The following is a 17,599-nucleotide window of genomic DNA, read 5'->3' as shown; positions in this document are numbered from 1 at the left end:
ACCGCCTTCGCTGCCTGCCATCCACAATTGCGACAGGCCTCATAGCATCGAATCGGCCGCAACGCTGCCCGCTTTCAGGCTGGCCCGACAAAAAGAGCTGCCTGCATGCGGCGGCGCGCAGCCCGGCATCAGCTTGCGGATTTGCCGCCCATCACCCTGAGCGCCGGACGCTTGCGGCGGCTGACGATGCGGCCGGCCACAGGGGCGTCGGCGCGCCCGTCATCCCCCGCTTTCTCGGCGAACAGCCAGTCGATGAACACCTGCACGATCGGCGTCGTCCGCATCTCGTTGCGGCAGACGACATAAAAATCGTCGACCGCCGGCACCGACAGGCTGAACGGCGCGACCAGCATGCCCCTGGCCAGCAGCGCGCTTGCCGTCACCGAGTCGCCCAGCGCCACGCCGTGGCCGTGCACCGCCGCCTCGGTCGCCATCCGCGCATCGCCGAGGTGATGGCGGCGGCCCCGCTCCAGGTCCAGCGCATCGGCGGCAGCCAGCCAGGTGTGCCACTCGCGGCCGTCATCGCCATGCAGGAAGACATGATCGGCGAGATCCCTGACGCTGCGGATCGGCCGGTTGTTGATCAAGGTCGGGCTGACCACGGGAAACAGTTCGAGGCCCGACCATTTGCGCATCCAGCAATCGGTCCAACTGCCGTCGCCATAATGCACGCAGACATCGATATTGGGCGCCCGCAAATCCTTGGGATCGTTGGAAGGAATAAGCGTCAGCCTTATGTCGGGATATTGCGCCATGAAACTGCCGAGCCGCGGTGTCATCCACAGCAACAGTAGCGCCGGCACGCAGGAGACCGAAAGTGTGCCGCTGCTCGCCGGCCTTGTCATGCGCTGGGTGGCGGCGGCGATGCCGTCGAACGCGGTCGACACCGCCGGCAGAAGCTCCGCGCCATGCGGTGTCAGCTTGACCCGCTGGCCGACCCGCTCGAACAGCTTGACACCGAGCGACTGCTCGAGCGCCTTGATCTGGTGGCTGACGGCGCCATGCGTGACGTTCAGCTCAGTGGCCGCCTTGGTCAGTGAACCATGGCGAGCCGTTGCCTCGAAGGCGCGCAGCGGATTGAGCGGTGGCAGGCGCTTGGTCATGGTACCACTTTGTTGTGAGATTTTCTCACAGAAAACACCCTAACAATATCAATTGATTTTTCAATGCCACTGCCAGACACTTGAGTTTAGAACAGCATCAAGACATGAAATCTGCAGGCAGCCAGCGGGACAGCGGCCCGGCCGGATGACGGTCGGTTCGCAGGCGTCACCCGCGCCGGCACTGCATCAGCCCAGGAGGAGCGGACATGGGATACGATCGCGGCAAGCTCGATGCGTTGCGTCGCAAATATGGTGAAAGCCATGGCGGCGAGATGTTCGACCCGAAATTCCGCAAGGTCGCCGACAAGATCTTCTCCAAGAGCGGCACGCGGCTGGCGCCCTATTCAGGCATCCCGACCTTTCTCGCCGCGCCCTACCGCGAAATATCGGCCGACAATCCGGATTTCGGCGATTTGCAGGTGGCGATGATCGGCGTGCCGATGGATCTCGGCGTCACCAACCGCCCAGGCTCGCGCTTCGGGCCAAGGGCGTTGCGCGCCATCGAGCGCATCGGGCCCTACAATCACGTGCTGGAATGCGCGCCGACGCATGAGCTCAGGGTCGCCGACATTGGTGACACGCCGTTCCGCAGCCGCTACCGGCTTGAGACCAGCCATGAGGATATCGAGCGCCGCACCAACCAGATCGTCGATGCCGGGGTCATTCCGCTGTCGATCGGCGGCGACCATTCGATCAGCCATCCAATTCTGAAGGCCGTCGGCAAGAAGGCCCCGGTGGGGTTGATCCATATCGACGCCCACTGCGACACCAGTGGCCTGTTCGACATGACCAAGTTCCACCATGGCGGCCCGTTCCGCAACGCGGTGCTTGACGGCGTGCTGGACCCGACGCGCACGATCCAGATCGGCATCCGCGGCTCGGCCGAATATCTGTGGGAGTTCACCTACGAGTCCGGCATGACCGTGGTGCATGCCGAGGAGGTGACCGGCCTCGGCATTCCGGCGATCATCGAGAAGGCGCGCAAGATCGTTGGCGACGGCCCGACCTATGTCTCCTTCGACATCGACAGCGTCGATCCGGCCTTCGCGCCGGGCACCGGCACGCCGGAGGTCGGCGGGCTGACGACGCGCGAAGTGCTTGAACTCCTGCGCGGCCTCAAAGGTCTCAACATCGTCGGCGGCGACGTCGTCGAGGTGGCGCCGCAATATGACGCCACCACCAACACCGCGCATGCCGCCGCACAGGTGCTGTTCGAGATACTGAGCCTGATGGTGTTCAGCCCGGCGATAACAGGCAAGGGCGCCTGACGTCTAGAAAAGCAAAGGCAGCCGCCGCGCTGGAGCCGGCGGCCGACCCGAACAAACAAAGCTTCCAGACAGGGGAATGACAATGACAATCCGTAAGACATTTGCCTCCATCGCCGCCGTGCTGATGCTCGGCACGGCCGGTTTCGGCCTCGCAGTTCAGGCCGCTAGCGCCGATGCGCTGGCGGACATCACCAAGGCCGGCACCATCAATGTCGGCGTCTTCGCCGACTTTCCGCCCTTCTCCTCGGCCAGCGCCGACATGAGCCTCAAGGGCTATGACATGGATGTCGCGCAATACATCGCCGATACGCTCAAGGTGAAGCTCAATCCCATCGCCGTCACCGGCCAGAACCGCATCCCGTATCTGAACGATCATCGCGTCGACCTGCTGATGAGCGTCGGCTATTCGAAGGAACGCGAGCAGGTCATCGACTTCGCCGCTGCCTACGCGCCCTACTACATCGCTGTGATCGGTCCGGCAGCGCTTGCCGTCAAAGGCAAGGAAGACCTCGCCGACAAGTCGATCGCCGTCAATCGCGGCACGCTGGAAGACACCTCGCTCACCGAGGCAGCACCGGCATCGGCCGACATCAAGCGCTTCGACAACTACAATTCGGTGATCCAGGCCTTCATCTCCGGCCAGACGCAGCTGATGGTCGTCGGCAACGACGTCGGCGCGCAGGTGCTGGCCAAGCAGGACGCACTGAAGCCGGAGCAGAAGTTCCAGCTTCTGACCTCGCCTTCGCATATCGGCCTCAACAAGAACGAAGACGGCCTGAAGAAGGCCGTCAACGATGCGGTCGCCAAGATGCTGGCCGACGGCAAGCTGGACGAAAGCTCGAAAGCCTGGCTGAAGACGCCGCTCAATCCCGACAATCTCAAGGATTGAGTTTCCGTGGCCTTTGGCTGGCTCCCGGGTGCCCTGGGCGACATCGCGCATGGCGCGGCCACGACGATCCTGCTGATCGCCGTGACCACGCTGGCCGGAACGCTGCTCAGCATCCTGGGTGCCGCGGGGCGGCGAAACGGCCCGGTGCTGCTCAAGCGGGCAATCGCCTGCTATGTCGAGGTGATGCGCAACACGCCGTTCCTGGTGCAGTTGTTCTTCATCTTCTTCGGGCTGCCCAGCCTGGGCGTCCGGCTCGACCCGCTCCTGGCCGCCATGCTGGCGATGACGCTCAACATGGCGGCCTACACCATCGAGATCGTCGGCGCCGGGCTTGACGCCGTGCCCGGCGGGCAGACGGAAGCAGCGCTGGCCCTTGGGCTGCGGCCACGCCAGGTGTTCGTCAAGATCGTGCTGCCGCAGGCGCTCAAGATCATCTACCCCGCGCTCACCAGCCAGATCGTCATCATGATGCTGGAGTCCGCCGTCGTGTCGCAGATCGCCGTGCGTGAGCTGACCTACGAGGCCGACATGCTGCAGGCACGCACCTTCCGCTCCTTCGAGACCTATTTCGTCGTGACGCTGGTCTATCTCGCTCTGTCGATGGCCCTGCGCCGGCTGCTGGTGTCAGGCGGGCGCCGCGCGCTCGGAGCCGGTGTGTCATGATCGAGTTCACCTTCTGGGACATCGTGCGCAACCTACTGCTCGCCGCCCGGTGGACGGTGCTGCTATCGCTGGCCGCCTTTATCGGCGGCGGCATCGTCGGCACGATCGTGCTGTTCTTCAGGATCGCCAAGAATAAGTGGAGCAGGCGTGTCGCCTCCGGCTACATCGCCCTCTTCCAGGGAACGCCGCTCTTGATGCAGCTGTTCCTGATGTTCTTCGGCCTGCCGATGCTCGGCCTGCGCATCGAACCCTGGACAGCGGCGGCGCTCGGCCTCACCTTCTTCGCCAGCGCCTATCTTGCCGAAATCTGGCGCTCCGGCGTCGCGGCGCTGCCCCTCGGCCAATGGGACGCCGGCGCCAGCCTCGGCTTGCACTATCTGCAGGAGCTGAGGCTGATCATCCTGCCGCAGGCGTTTTCGATCACCCGCGCACCCACCGTCGGCTTCCTGGTGCAGCTCATCAAATCGACGGCGCTGACCTCGATCATCGGCTTCGAGGAGCTGGTGCGGACCTCCAACGCCATCAACAATGCGACCTTCGAACCGTTCAAGGTATACGGGCTGGTGGCGCTGATCTTCTTCGTCATGTGCTTTCCGCTGACGCAATACGCCCGCAGGCTCGAGAAACAGGCGGCTGCTCGCTGACGCGCCAAGGCAGCGCCCGATTTCAGACCGGCAACCCAAGCTGCTTGCGCAGGCTCTTGTCGAATGCGGATGCGGGGACGAAACGGCGCAGGAAACGGACCTGGCGCGCCATTTTTCCCGCCGCATAGCGTTTCTTCGGCGCGGGATCGGTCGCTGCTGCCAGAATGGTCTTGGAGACCACTTCGGGCGCATCCCCTTTTTCCATCGATTTCCGCACTGACATAGTCATCCCGGCGCGCGCGGAGTCGTAGATTTCGAGCGACCGGTCGGGGGCGGCAAGATTGTCCTCGAATGATGTGCGGGTATAGGCGGGCTCCACCAGCGAAACGCGAATGCCGAAGGGGCGCAATTCGTGATCGAGCGACTCGGAATACCCTTCGATGGCGTGTTTGGTCGACGAGTAAAGCGCGAAATAGGGAGCGGGGATGAACCCCTGTACCGAGCTCAAATTTACGATTCTGCCCTTCCCTTGGCGCCGCATTGCCGGCAGCACCGCGTTGGTCACGCGCAAGACGCCGAAGACGTTCACGTCGAACAGCGCCTTGGCCTGGGCGGTCGAGGACTCCTCCGCGCCGCCAAACAGCCCCATGCCGGCATTGTTGACAAGCACGTCGATGCGTCCGGCCGCGGCCAGAACGTCATCGACCATTGTCGCGACGGACGCGTCGTCGGTCACGTCGCAGGTCAGCATGGTCACGCCGGCGGATTGCTGTGAGGCCGTGCGACGGCTGGTTCCGAAGACGCGAAAGCCGGCGCCGAGCAAGGCGTCGGCGGTAGCGCGCCCGATGCCGGAAGATGCCCCTGTGACAAGGGCGACGCCGGGATTGGTCTTGTTCATGGATTCATATCCTTCTTTGCGTTGGATCGGATTGGGAAAAGCATTGAGATAGGCCGGGGCAAAGGTCGTCGGTCATGACTGCGTCTGGCCACCGCTAGTTCCAGCGTCTGAACAGGGCGCTGGCATTCACGCCGCCAAAGCCGAAGCCATTGGAGATCGCGTACTCCATCTCCATGGGCCGGGGTGCGTTGGCGACGAAGTCGATTCCGTCGCCGGCCGGATCGGCCTCGCCCAGGTTGAGGGTTGGCGGGGCGACCTGATCCCTGAGCGCCAGGATTGCGAAGATCGCACCAAGCCCGCCGGCCGCTCCGAGCAGGTGTCCGGTCGCCGATTTCGTGGCACTGACAGCTATCGCGAAATCGCGCCCGAACACGCTCTTGATCGCTTCGATCTCACCCAGGTCGCCGACTGACGTGGAGGTCGCATGCGCATTGAGATGACGAACGTCGCGTGGCGAAATCCCTGCCTGGGCAATCGCGATCTGCATGGCCCGGCGCGCGCCGTCGCCGTCCTCTGGCCCGGAGGTGACGTGATGGGCATCCGCCGTCGTGCCGTAGCCGACGAGCTCAGCAATCGGTTTTGCGCCGCGCGCCAACGCGTGGCTCAACGCCTCGATGACCAGCACGCCGGCCCCTTCGCCCATCACGAAGCCGTCCCGCGATGTGTCGAAAGGGCGCGAGGCTTGGGCCGGCGCCCAATTGAAGCCGGTTGAAAGAGAACGAGCCGCGGCGAAACCGCCGAGACTGACGGTGTTGATGCACGCTTCCGTTCCGCCGCACACGGCGATGTCGGCTTCGTTGGCGCGGATCAGGCGGGCGGCGTCGCCGATCGCCTGGATGCCCGCCGCGCACGCCGTCACCGGTGCGCCGAGTGGACCTTTGAAGCCATGACGGATCGAGATGTGGCCCGCCGCAAGGTTCACCAGGAAGGACGGCACCGTAAAGGGAGACAGGCGGCGGGCGCCACGCAGGTCCACCGTGCGCACCGCCTCGGTGATGGCGGGGAACCCGCCGACCCCTGAAGCGATGATCGTGGCCGTGCGCAGGCGATCCGCCTCCAAGGCAGGTTTCCATTGCGCCTGCGCAAGCGCCTCTTCCGCCGCCGCCAGCGCGAAGAGAATGAACCGGTCTACCTTGCGCTGATCCTTCGCGGACAGGACGGCATCGGCATCGAAACCAGCCTCGGGGTCTTCGCCCAGGGAGGGAACCACGCCGCCAATCTTAGCCGGCAGCTCTCCCACCACATCGTCAGGAAGCCTGCGAACGCCAGACCGGCCGGCAAGCAGGCGTGACCAGGACGCTTCGACATTGGCGGCAAGGGGCGTGACCGCACCCATGCCCGTGACGACAATCCGTTCCATCTGCTCTCCTATCCTTGCTGTGCTGGCGCTGCTCGCGCCGTTCAAGTAGCGACTGCTTCGCGAACCTGATCGGCCGCCGCATCCAGAAAAGCCTGCGCAAGGTCGGGGTCGTTGACGACCCGCGACAGCACGACCGCGCCGACCATCGTCGAGAGAACGGCCATTGCCTTGTTGCCGGTCTTTTCGCTGTCGCCCTCGCCAACCCAACCGCCGAGCATCTCGAGGTACGCCTTGATGCCGGCTTCGAATGATGCCTTCACCTCGGCACCTTGCCTGGCCGCATCCGAGCCGAGCGCAACGACCGGGCAGCCGTCCATCTTTTCTCCGCGATGATCCATGCTGAGGTAGAATGAGATCACCCCGTCGAGCGGGTTCCCGGGATTTGCCGCGGTCGCGGCCGACCATTTGTGGGTGGCGCTTTCCATAGCCCGCCTGGACGCCAGCGCCGCCAGATCGTCCTTCGACTCGAATTGCTTGTAAAAGGCGCCCTGGGTCAGCCCGGCCCCTTTCATCAGATCCTTGAGGCCGATGCCGTCGAACCCGCGCTCCCGAAAAAGCCGGCTTGCCACATTGATCACGGTCTCACGGTTTTCCGCGGCCTGAGTGCGACTTACACGCATCGTCATCTCCTTTTTTAGATTGCGTTCGTAATCTATACCCTATATAGAGGGTGAACGCAATCTAAAAAAGGACAAATGAGATGATCCGTAAAACCTTGGGCGCCTCGCTGCTGGCGGCGCTGTTTCTTGCAACCCCGGCTCTTGCCGAGGAAGCCACCATCGGGCGCCCGATCGAAAGCGGTAGCCTGCACCAGGGACACCTGGACATGGTGGCCTACTACGTTCCGCGCGGCGACCTGCTTGAGGTCACCGCCACTTTCGCACCGAAGGCCGGGGGTGATCCGCTGCGGGTTGTCATGGGCCTCGCCAACAGTGACGCCGTGGCGTTTTCCATACCGGGCTACCCGGGCCCGCTCTACGCGTTCTCAAGGTCCGGTGAGGAAGTGACGGTCTCGACCGAGACCGACACATCCCTGCGGGCCGACGCGACAATGCCCTGACCTGACGCGCAGGCCGCGGCCGCGCGATGCTGGCCGGGGCTCTCGCGTCGGAACGCCGCGCCACCGACAAGTTTGGAGAGAGGTCACATGCTTTACAGCTATTTTGTCGAGAAATCGATCCGGCAGAGCTTCGACGACGTCAACAACCATCGCTGGGATGCGGCGGTGAAGGCCATCGCGCCGCATGTCCATCACCGGGTTGGTGGCGCACACGCGCTTGGTGGCGAGCGTCACGACAAGCAAGCCCTGCGCCGGTGGTTCGAGCGCCTCGGCCGTGTCCTGCCCACTCTCCATCTCACGGTCAACCACGTGTGGGTGAAGGGCTGGCCGTGGCATACCACCGTGTTTGCCCAGTGGGATGGCACCGCTACCCTGCTCAACGGCGATACGTCCTACGTCAACCGTGGTCTCCACGTGTTCACGCTGCGGTGGGGCAGGGTTCATGCGCTCGAGGAATTCTACGATTCACAGGCGGCGGCGCGCGCTCTCGCCGCCCAGGCCGCAGCCGGCCTCGAAGAAGCTGTCGCCGAACAGATAACAAGCTAGCACAAGCGCGGTCCGAGGACGCCCAAGGTCTACGGGCCGGTGGCGCCGATCGTCTTCGTCTCGTGCCTTGCGCCCACGCACTATGCGCGCAGGCTCGAGAAGCGAGCGCTGGCGCGCTGGACTGCAGGCCCTGCATCGATGCCGGTGCTGTCGCGGCAACGGTCGAGCCGAGGCAGGCATACAGCTTTCCTCTTGGGAATAAGACTTGACATCTTGCCGTTCGAATTGTCCATTTGAAGCTTGACCGGGCCGAACGGGGCGGCGAGGGACAGGGGCAAACCGGCGGGTGGATAGACAGTCGAGTCGAGTGCTGTTGAGGACGGTCGGGCTGACAAAAGCCTTTCGAGGGCTAGTTGCCCTGCGTGATCATTCCATCGAGCTCCACGAACGTGAAATCATTGGGGTAATCGGGCCGAATGGCTCGGGCAAGAGCACGCTTTTCAACCTGATCACCGGCTTCTCCCAGCCGAATTCCGGTAGCATCGAGATGGAGGGCCGGTCGATCGTCGGCCTGCGCACATCGCAGATCGTAGCGATGGGCATCGCCCGCACCTTCCAGGGCTCTCGCCTGTTCGGCAGCCTCAGCGTCGCACAGAACGTTCTGACGGCGGCGCAGTTGCGCCATCCTGTCGGCGCCGCCGATACCGTGCTGCGCGGTCGGCGTTATCGCGAGCGGGTGGCCGCGACCCGGCAGAAGGCCGACGAACTCCTCGACCTCATGGGCCTGACAGATCAGGCCGGCAGGGTCGCCGCGGATCTTCCCTACGGCGATCAGCGGCGGCTGGAGATTGCGCGTGCGTTGGCGACCGGCCCGCAACTGCTGTTGCTCGATGAGCCCGCTGCCGGTCTTGATTCCAACGAGACCAAGGTGTTGGCAGCGCTGATCCGGACGATCCGTGACCGCTATGGCGTAACGGTGGTCGTTGTCGAGCACGACATGGACCTGATCATGGCGCTGTGCGAACGCATCCAGGTGCTGGCGACTGGCGAGGTGATCTGCGTCGGAACACCGGAGCAGGTACGCGAACACCCGAAAGTGCGGGAGGCGTATCTTGGCCACGCCTAGCCCCGTTCTGCTCAGTGTCGAGAACCTCGAGGTCAATTTCGGCGCGGTGCGTGCGCTGAAGAGCATTTCGCTCGACGTCCATGCCGGCGAGGTGGTGGCGTTGGTGGGCGCCAACGGCGCCGGCAAGAGCACGACCTTGCGCACCATTTCCGGCCTGTCGCGGCCGCGCGGCGGCAGGATCATCTTCGATGGCAAGCCGATTGGAGGTGTCGCTCCGTCGCGCATCGTAAGTCTGGGCATCGCGCAGAGCCCGGAGGGCAGGCGCCTGTTCGGCGGCCTGACGGTGGCTGACAATCTGCGGCTCGGCGCCTGCACCCGCACCGACAAGGAGGCCGTCGTCAGAGACAGCGAGCGCATGTTCATGCTGTTCCCGATTCTCAAGCAGCGGCTGAAGCAGCTGGCCGGCACGCTGTCGGGCGGCGAACAGCAGCAGCTTGCTTTGGCGCGCGCGCTGATGGCGGCGCCGCGCCTGCTGCTGCTCGACGAGCCTTCGCTCGGCGTTGCGCCGCTGCTGGTCCGCCATATCTTCAGCGCGCTTGCCGAACTGAAGCGCCAGGGCATGACGATGCTGCTGGTGGAACAGAACATCACGCTCGCGCTGGACCTCGCCGACCGTGCCTATGTGCTGCGCACGGGCCAGGTGGCGCTGTCTGGCCGGTCCGCGGAACTGCGCGACAGCGAACGCGTGGCGCAGGCATATCTCGGGGCGGCAACATGACCCAGCTGGACTATATCCTGCAGCAGATCGTCAATGCGGTGAGCCTCGGCAGCCTCTACGCACTGGTGGCGGTCGGTCTGTCGATCGTCTTCGGCGTCCTCAAGCTCACCAATTTCGCGCATGGCGACGTCATGATGGTAGGTGCCTTCGGGGTTGCCTTGCTGGTCGGCATCGGCGTTCCGTTCCCGGTCGCCGTGATCTGCGGCATCGCCGCGGCCGCCGCCGCCGGCTTCCTCATCGAACGCATCGCCTACCGCCCGATCCGCGACGCGCCCGACGTTGCGCGACTGCTGACCAGCCTCGCCGTCACCTACATCATCGAGAATGTCGGCATCCTGGTGTTCACCTCCTCGCCGCGCAATTTTCCACTCCCCGATATTCTCAACACCTCCTGGGAAATGTCGAACGGCGCCATCACCTTCACCAGCATCAATCTCCTGACCATCGCGCTGACCTTCGTGTCGCTGCTGCTCCTCGGCTGGTTTATCACGCGCACCACGACTGGGCTCGGCATGCGCGCCGCAGCCGAGGACATGTCGGCGGCACACCTTGTCGGTCTGAACGTCAACCGGTTGATCATCGTCGCCTTCATCGTCGCATCCGCCTATGCCGGCCTCGCCGGCATTTTGTGGGCGGCGCAGGCCGGCGTGGTGCAGCCGCAGATGGGCTTCACGCCGCTCCTGAAGGCTTTCGTGGCGGCAATCATCGGCGGCTTCGGGTCGATCGCGGGCGCCCTGGTCGGCGGCTACATATTGGGCGCGCTGGAGATCTTCATCGTCGCATTCCTGCCGAGCAGCGTCTCGTCTTATCGCGACGCCATCGTCTTCGCCGTGCTGATCGCCTTTCTCCTGGTGCGCCCAGGCGGGCTGCTCCAGCCAAACCGGGAGATAAAGCTGTGAGCCGGGAAGCGCGGATCACACTCCTCGTCCTCGTCGCCGTGGTGGCGGGGGCAGCTGTCGCATTCGGTGCGCCGCACGTGCTGAGCGACTATTTCGTCCGGATTATCCTGCTGATCGCGCTGAATGCAATCCTGGTGCTGGCGCTGTCGCTGAGCAACGGTTTTACGGGCGTGTTTTCGCTCGGCCATGTCGGCTTCATCGGCGCCGGCGCGTATATTTCGGGAATCCTGTCGATCCCGGTGCAGCAGAAGATGGCATTGCTGCCGCATCTGCCGGGGTTTCTGCATGCTTTCAGCCTCCCCTTCCTGCCGGCGACGCTGGTGGCAGGTCTTCTGACTGCATTGCTTGCGGTGGTCGTCGGTTATCCCTTGATGCGCCTGTCGGGCTATTTCGTTTCGGTGGCGACGATGGGATTCTTGATTATCGTCAACGTGGTGCTGATCAATGCGTCGGATTTCACCCGAGGCGCCCGCACGTTTACCGGCGTGCCGCTGGAGACGACGTTGCCCTGGGTGATGGGTTGGCTCGCCATCACGGTGTTCGTTCTGGCGCGCCTGGTTTATTCGCCTTTCGGGCGCGCCATGAAGGCGGTGCGCGACGACACGATCGCGGCCAGCGCTGTCGGAATCGGCGTGCTGCGGACCAGACTGATCGCCTTCGTCATCGGCGCGTTCTTCTCGGGCGTCGGCGGGTCGCTCTATGCGCATTATCTCGGCTCGTTTTCGCCGAACACTTTCTACTTCGCGCTGACGATGAGTCTGATCACAATGCTGGTGCTGGGCGGCATGGGCTCCCTGACCGGCGCGGTGGTCGGCGTCATCTGCGTTTCGCTGTTGTCGGAGATCCTGCGCTCGGTCGAACGCGGCTTCACGATCGGCGATTTCGCGGTGCCGGCCCTGTTTGGCGCCAGCCAGATCGTGCTCGGCTTCATCTTCATTCTAGTCATGATCTTCCGGCCGAAGGGGATCATGGGGGACCGGGAACTTATGTTCGGATCAACCCAAAGATCGGCAACGGTGAACCAGACAGAGGAACGAAAACGATGATCAAACTCACTCGACGCGGTACCATCGGCCTGGGACTTGGCGCATTCTTCGCGCTTGCCTCGGCCAGCACGGCACTTGCTGCCGACACGATCAAGATCGGCTATCCGGCAAACCTGACCGGCATCCAGGCCTCGCTCGACGGTCCGATGCTGAATGGCGCCAAGCTGGCAGCGAGCGAAATCAACGCCGCCGGCGGCGTGCTCGGCCAGCAGATAGAACTGGTGATCTACGACTCCAAGAGCGATTCGACGACGATCTCGACCGTCGCCAGCCAGTTGATCGACAGCGACAAGGTCGTCGGCATCATCGGCTTCGCCGATTCCGACTCGGTGCTGGCCATCGGACCGCAGGTCCAGACGGCGCAGATACCGTTCATAACGCCAGGCGCGACCTCGCCGAAATTGCCGAGCCAGCTCGGCAACGAGATCTTCCTCGCCGCCTTCGGCGACAACGTTCAGGCTGCGGTTGGCGCGGAATTTGCGCTGAACAAACTGAACGGCAAAACCGCCTACCTGCTGACCGACATCGGCACTGAATACACAACGCTGCTGTCGGACTACTTCGTCACCGCCTACGAGCATGGCGGGGGCAAGATTTTGGAGCGCGACACCTACAAGATCGGCGACAAGACCTTTACCGCGCAGATCGCCAAACTGAAGGCGCTGTCGCCGCAGCCAGACTTCGTCTATGCCTCGTCGAATGCCGAGGAAATCGGCCTGATCTTGAAGCAGATGCGCCAGGCCGGCATCAACCTGCCGGTGGTCGGCGGCGACGGCTACGACACGCCCTTGCTGATCCAGGTCGGCGGCGACGCGGCCAAGGACACCTACTTCACTACACACGCCTACATCGGTGAGGGCGCCACCCCGAAGGTGCAGGCCTTCATCGACGCCTACACCAAGTCGGTCGGCAATGCCCCGGAGAACGCGTTCGCTGCGCTCGGCTACGACTCGGTCAAGCTGATGGCCGACGCGATCAAGCGTGCCGGTGCGCCGGATCCGGCCAAGATCCGTGACGCGCTGGCCGCTACGTCCGGGCTCGACGGCGTGACCGGCACGATCACCTACCGCCCGGGCATTTCGGTGCCGGACAAGTCGGTCTCGGTCATTGGTGTCAAGGACGGCAAGCTTGTCCTAGCAAGTGAAGCGGCACCGACCTTCGTCGCGGAGCCGTGATCTTGTCCACTCCGGGCTCGCTTTGGGACATCTACAGGTCGCGGCTCTCCGCCGCGACCTTCACCGACCTGACGCATGCGTTTCATCCGGGTCAGCCGCATTTCCCGGCCTTCCCGGACGAGGAGCGCAGTGCGTTGCTCGATTTTTCGAAGGGCGATGCCTTCCAGGTCCACCACTACGCCTTCGTCGGACAGTGGGGCACCCATGTCGATCCGCCGGTGCACTTCATCGACGGCGGCCGCTCGATCGACCAACTGCCGGTGGCGGAGATGCTTCTGCCGCTGGTCATCCTCGACATCAGCGACAGGGTCGCCGCCGATCCCGACGCGACGCCGACGCTCGACGATATTTCGGCCTGGGAGACGCGGAACGGCCGTATCCCGGAAAAGTGTTTTGTCGCACTTCGCACCGGCTGGTGGCCGCGCTGGCCGGACCCCGTGGCATTTCGGAACAAGTCGGCCGACGGTATCTCGCATGCGCCGGGTTGGTCGAAGCCGGTGCTGGAGGAACTTTTGGAACGCCGCGGTGTCGCTGCGATCGGGCACGAGGGCATGGACACTGATCCCGGCCGTGCCACTTCCGCAGGTGACGCAAGCCTGGAATACTATGTGCTGTCGCGCGACTGCTGGCAGATCGAGCTCTTGGCCAATCTCGACAAAGTGCCCGAAGCCGGCGCGTTGATAATGGCAAGCTGGCCAAAGCCAAAGGCCGGATCTGGCTTCCCGGCTCGCGCTGTCGCCATCCATGAAGCGGCCGGCTGAACGCGTGAAGCCGCTGCTGGCGGCGGTCGAGGGGCCGCCGCACAACGATCATCAGACACGGAATTCAGACATGGATATAGATACAGTCCGCGATGCTTTTCCGGCGATGGCGAGAGGTGCCGAGCCGAAGAAGCGGATTTTCTTCGACAATCCCGCGGGAACCCAGATGGCGAGCCGTTCGATCGAGCGTATGACGCGTGCCATGATCGAAACCAACGCCAATCTTGGTGGCTATTTCGAAACCTCACTCGCGGCCCAGGCGATGGTCGACGACGCGCATCAGGCGATGGCCGATTTCTTCAATGCCGCCGACCGGCGTGAGGTGGTGTTCGGCCAGAACATGACGACTCTGACTTTCGCCGTCTCGCGCGCCATCGGCCGCGATCTGAACGCCGGCGACGCCATCGTGTTGACGCGCATGGATCATGACGCCAACGTCGCACCCTGGCTGATGCTGGCGGAGGATCGGGGGCTTGAAGTACGCTGGATCGACCTCGATCCAAAAACCTTCGAACTCGACCTGTCGACGCTGGAGGCGACTATCGACGAGGACGTCAAGCTGGTCGCCGTCGGCTATGCCAGCAACGTTACCGGCACGATCAACGACGTGAAGCGGATCGCGCAGCGCGCCCGCGCGATCGGGGCGCTGAGCTATATCGACGCGGTGCAGTTCGCGCCGCATGGGGTGATCGACGTCCAGGAGATCGGCTGTGATTTCCTGGTTTGCTCGGCCTACAAATTTTTTGGACCGCATCACGGGGTGTTGTGGGGCCGTTTCGATCTGCTGCAGGCGCTGACCGCCTATAAGGTGCGCGCGGCTTCCAATACGCCACCTGGAAAATTCGAGACGGGAACGACAAGCCGCGAGGCGCTTGCCGGGGTGCTTGGCGCCGTCGAGCACTATGCCTGGCTCGGACAGTCCTTCGGCAACGTCCACCCGCAGGCGACGCGGCGGGAGCGCATCGTCGCCGGCATTGAAGTCGCCGACCGTTATGAGCGTGTCCTGACAGCACGGCTGATTGCCGGATTGTCTAGAATTGATGGCGTCTTGATCCAGGGCATATCCGATGTGGCGGCGCTGGCGCGCCGTGTGCCTACCGTGTCGATCACCGTTGACGGAACCGATCCCGCCGATATCGCCAAGGCGATGGCAGAGGAAGGCATCTATCTCTGGCACGGTCACAATTACGGTTTGGAGCCAATCAAGCGGCTGGGGCTTGCGGACCGCAACGGTGTCGTCCGCATCGGGCTGGCTCATTACAACACCGAGGCGGAAGTCGATTTCCTGCTGGCGAAGCTGGCGGACTGGATGAAGACGCGGACCTGACATGCGCGACAGAAACGGAACCCCGAGGATCGGCGTCAAGCTGCGCCATGCCAGACAGGTGCTTGGCCTCAGCCTGGAAGAGCTCGGCGCCCGCATCGGGCTGACAGAGGGTTATCTCTCGAAGATCGAAAACGACCGCGCTACGCCGTCCATGGCGGCTCTGCACCGGCTGGTGCAGGCACTGGGCATCAACATGAACGCGATGTTCGGCACGCTGCAGCACAATGCCTCGGAAGTGTTCGTTTTGCGGCAAAACGAGCGTCCGCACATGGAGACGGGACATCGGCGTTCGGGCAACCATGTCGTGCTCGAGCAATTGGTGCCGTCCGGTCCGGAATATCTGCTGCAGATCAACGTCCACGTGATCGAGGCCGGCGGCGGCAGCCCCGAGTTGATCAGCCACAAGGGACAAGAGTTCGGCTACGTGCTCGAAGGTTCCGTCGAATTGCTGGTCGAGGCGAACGTGGTAGCGCTCGAGGCAGGCGACGCGTTCTATTTCAACTCCGAACTCGGCCACGGCTACCGCAATATCGGTTCGACCACGGTCCGCATCCTCTGGGTCAACACGCCGCCGACATTCTGACCGCCTCCAGCGCGGCGCCGGATTTCGAGGGAGTTCTGCAGGCGTTGTTCAATGAGCCAACGTCCACAGGACAACAGCCGCCGAGCCCAACCGTCCTGTTTCAATGCCCGAACGCGAGCGGCGGGGCCAGTCGGTCGCGCCGCAGCCAGCGCGCCAGCAGCAGCGCGGCCACCACGGCCAGCCCCGTCGACAGGCCGATCCAGATGCCGACGCCATGCAGGCCGAAATGGAAGGCGAGCAGCACCCCAAGCGGCAGGCCGACGCCCCAATAGCCGATCGCGGCATAGATCATCGGCACCTTGGTGTCGTGCAGGCCGCGCAGCATGCCGGCGGCCACCGCCTGGGCGCCGTCGAAGACCTGGAACAGCGCCGCGAAGACCAGGAACGACACGGCAAGTTCGATCACCCTGGCATTGGCCGGATTGCTCAGATCGATGAAGGCGCTGATCAGCGGATGCGGCCACAGGATCATCACCAGCCCCATCAGCGCCATGAACGAGACGCCGATGACGAAGGCGGTCCAGCCGGCGCGCGACACGCCTTGCGGATTGCCGGCGCCATGCGCAAGGCCGACGCGCACCGTCACCGCCTGGTTGAGGCCAAGCGGCACCATGAAGGAGATCGAGGCGATCTGGATGGCGATCGCGTGCGCGGCCAGCGAATCCGCGTCGATCAGGCCCATCAGCAGGGCGGCCGCATTGAAGATAGTCACCTCGAAGGCGAGAATGCCGGCAATCGGCAGGCCGAGCCGCAACAGGCCCTTGAAGCGTGGCCAGTCCGATCGCCAGAACCGTCCGAACAGACGATAACGGCGGAACTTCTTCTCCAGCATCACCACGGCAGCCAGGCCGATGAACATCAGCGTTGAGGACAGCGAGGTGGCAAGGCCCGACCCGGCAATGCCCATCGACGGCACGCCGAGATTGCCGAACATGAACACCCAGTTGAAGAAGGCATTGCAGGCGACGGCAACAAAGACGATGACCAGCGCCCAGCCCGGCCGCTCCAGCGCCGAGATGAACGAGCGCAGCACGATATAGAAGTAGAAGGGCAGCACCGCCCATTCGAGCCAGCGTAGATAGATGCCGGCCTGATGCGCCAGCGCCGGTTCCTGGCCCATGGCCAGCAGAATGCCTTCGCCGTGCCAAAGCACGAGCCAGATCGGGATCGAGATCAGGATCGCCAGCCACAGGCCCTGGCGCACGGTGCGGCGCAGGTCGCGCACCGAATAGCGGCGGCGGCCAAGCTCGGTGGCGATCATCGGCGATGTCGCCAGCATCAGGCCGAGGCCGAAGATCAGCGGCATGAAATAGAGGTTGGCGCCAAGCGCGCCGCTGGCCAGCGTATCCGGCCCCAGCCGGCCCATCATCATGACGTCGGTGGCCGTCATCGCGGTCTGGCCGAGATTGGTCAGCACCATCGGCCAGGCGAGCGCCAGCGTCGCCCTGATTTCCTGACGCCAAAGATTTTCCGGCGCGCGAGCGCCGGCTTCGATCGCAGACATTGTTCCGCTCTTTCCAGATACGGCACGTCGGCATTAAAGCCGGAAGCCGCATTTCAAACGGCAAAACCTTCGGTTTCGCGGCGTTTGCGTCAGCTTCTGGACGAAACGCGACATGAAGGCAAGAGAGGAGGGACGGGAACGGATTGAGC

19 protein-coding genes are annotated in these 17,599 nt (G+C 63.8%); 14 read left to right on the top strand and 5 right to left on the bottom strand.

Annotated elements, in window-relative coordinates; translation table 11 throughout:
- Positions 1–128: 128 nt before the first annotated feature.
- Positions 129–1,103, bottom strand: coding sequence for a transcriptional regulator GcvA (gcvA, locus tag A9K65_RS02875; protein ID WP_064992814.1), 975 nt, complete (start codon positions 1,101–1,103; stop codon positions 129–131).
- 206 nt (positions 1,104–1,309) lie between these two features.
- Between gcvA and speB the strand changes: the two genes are divergently transcribed.
- The 4 genes from speB to A9K65_RS02855 all read left to right on the top strand — a co-directional run bounded on the left by speB (position 1,310) and on the right by A9K65_RS02855 (position 4,567).
- Positions 1,310–2,371 carry an agmatinase gene (gene speB / locus A9K65_RS02870; protein ID WP_024502058.1) on the top strand — a complete coding sequence of 354 codons (1,062 nt, stop codon included), beginning with the start codon at positions 1,310–1,312 and terminating at the stop codon, positions 2,369–2,371.
- Between the two features lie 82 nt (positions 2,372–2,453).
- On the top strand, positions 2,454–3,260 hold the full coding sequence (locus tag A9K65_RS02865) for a transporter substrate-binding domain-containing protein (RefSeq protein ID WP_013528437.1): 807 nt from the start codon (positions 2,454–2,456) through the stop codon (positions 3,258–3,260).
- A 6-nt stretch (positions 3,261–3,266) separates the two neighbouring features.
- Positions 3,267–3,923, top strand: a complete 657-nt coding sequence (locus A9K65_RS02860) for an amino acid ABC transporter permease (protein WP_024502057.1) — start codon at positions 3,267–3,269, stop codon at positions 3,921–3,923.
- Positions 3,920–4,567: an amino acid ABC transporter permease gene (locus tag A9K65_RS02855; RefSeq protein ID WP_064992815.1), complete on the top strand. Its 648-nt coding sequence runs from the start codon at positions 3,920–3,922 to the stop codon at positions 4,565–4,567. The genes A9K65_RS02860 and A9K65_RS02855 overlap by 4 nt, the downstream gene beginning before the upstream one ends.
- Positions 4,568–4,589: 22 nt before the next feature.
- On the opposite strand, the gene A9K65_RS02850 is transcribed toward A9K65_RS02855, so the two are convergent.
- The 3 genes from A9K65_RS02850 to A9K65_RS02840 form a co-directional block, all read right to left on the bottom strand.
- Positions 4,590–5,405, bottom strand: coding sequence for an oxidoreductase (locus A9K65_RS02850; RefSeq protein ID WP_064992816.1), 816 nt, complete (start codon positions 5,403–5,405; stop codon positions 4,590–4,592).
- A gap of 94 nt (positions 5,406–5,499) precedes the next feature.
- Positions 5,500–6,765 carry a beta-ketoacyl-ACP synthase II gene (gene fabF, locus A9K65_RS02845; protein WP_084015525.1) on the bottom strand — a complete coding sequence of 422 codons (1,266 nt, stop codon included), beginning with the start codon at positions 6,763–6,765 and terminating at the stop codon, positions 5,500–5,502.
- A 41-nt stretch (positions 6,766–6,806) separates the two neighbouring features.
- Complete coding sequence (locus tag A9K65_RS02840; protein WP_027161084.1) at positions 6,807–7,385, bottom strand: TetR/AcrR family transcriptional regulator; 579 nt, start codon at positions 7,383–7,385, stop codon at positions 6,807–6,809.
- A gap of 80 nt (positions 7,386–7,465) precedes the next feature.
- On the opposite strand from A9K65_RS02840, the gene A9K65_RS02835 reads away from it, so the two are divergent.
- From A9K65_RS02835 to A9K65_RS02790, 10 genes are all read left to right on the top strand, one after another.
- Positions 7,466–7,825 (top strand): hypothetical protein, encoded by a 360-nt coding sequence (locus A9K65_RS02835; RefSeq protein WP_064992818.1) that lies wholly within the window; start codon positions 7,466–7,468, stop codon positions 7,823–7,825.
- Between the two features lie 87 nt (positions 7,826–7,912).
- On the top strand, positions 7,913–8,371 hold the full coding sequence (locus tag A9K65_RS02830; protein ID WP_013528430.1) for a nuclear transport factor 2 family protein: 459 nt from the start codon (positions 7,913–7,915) through the stop codon (positions 8,369–8,371).
- Positions 8,372–8,678: 307 nt separating this feature from the next.
- Entirely contained in the window at positions 8,679–9,437 is a 759-nt protein-coding gene (locus A9K65_RS02825) for an ABC transporter ATP-binding protein (RefSeq protein ID WP_224620866.1), read from the top strand.
- Positions 9,424–10,155: an ABC transporter ATP-binding protein gene (locus A9K65_RS02820; protein ID WP_084015527.1), complete on the top strand. Its 732-nt coding sequence runs from the start codon at positions 9,424–9,426 to the stop codon at positions 10,153–10,155. Before A9K65_RS02825 ends, A9K65_RS02820 begins: the two co-directional genes overlap by 14 nt.
- Positions 10,152–11,054 carry a branched-chain amino acid ABC transporter permease gene (locus tag A9K65_RS02815; protein WP_024502052.1) on the top strand — a complete coding sequence of 301 codons (903 nt, stop codon included), beginning with the start codon at positions 10,152–10,154 and terminating at the stop codon, positions 11,052–11,054. The genes A9K65_RS02820 and A9K65_RS02815 overlap by 4 nt, the downstream gene beginning before the upstream one ends.
- Complete coding sequence (locus A9K65_RS02810; protein WP_082826621.1) at positions 11,051–12,100, top strand: branched-chain amino acid ABC transporter permease; 1,050 nt, start codon at positions 11,051–11,053, stop codon at positions 12,098–12,100. Before A9K65_RS02815 ends, A9K65_RS02810 begins: the two co-directional genes overlap by 4 nt.
- Positions 12,097–13,275, top strand: a complete 1,179-nt coding sequence (locus A9K65_RS02805; RefSeq protein ID WP_013528425.1) for an ABC transporter substrate-binding protein — start codon at positions 12,097–12,099, stop codon at positions 13,273–13,275. Before A9K65_RS02810 ends, A9K65_RS02805 begins: the two co-directional genes overlap by 4 nt.
- Before the next feature lie 2 nt (positions 13,276–13,277).
- A complete protein-coding gene (locus tag A9K65_RS02800; protein WP_013528424.1) occupies positions 13,278–14,036 on the top strand; it encodes a cyclase family protein in 759 nt (252 codons plus the stop codon).
- Between the two features lie 70 nt (positions 14,037–14,106).
- Complete coding sequence (locus tag A9K65_RS02795; RefSeq protein ID WP_013528423.1) at positions 14,107–15,363, top strand: cysteine desulfurase-like protein; 1,257 nt, start codon at positions 14,107–14,109, stop codon at positions 15,361–15,363.
- 1 nt (position 15,364) lies between these two features.
- Positions 15,365–15,946 carry a cupin domain-containing protein gene (locus A9K65_RS02790; RefSeq protein WP_013528422.1) on the top strand — a complete coding sequence of 194 codons (582 nt, stop codon included), beginning with the start codon at positions 15,365–15,367 and terminating at the stop codon, positions 15,944–15,946.
- A 100-nt stretch (positions 15,947–16,046) separates the two neighbouring features.
- Here A9K65_RS02790 and A9K65_RS02785 read toward each other — a convergent pair whose 3' ends face one another.
- A complete protein-coding gene (locus tag A9K65_RS02785) occupies positions 16,047–17,450 on the bottom strand; it encodes an MATE family efflux transporter (RefSeq protein WP_013528421.1) in 1,404 nt (467 codons plus the stop codon).
- Positions 17,451–17,599 lie beyond the last annotated feature (149 nt).

Source organism: Mesorhizobium sp. WSM1497, from assembly GCF_001672455.2.
GTDB classification, from domain to species: domain Bacteria; phylum Pseudomonadota; class Alphaproteobacteria; order Rhizobiales; family Rhizobiaceae; genus Mesorhizobium; species Mesorhizobium ciceri.
This window is presented reverse-complemented; position numbering and strand designations above follow the sequence as displayed.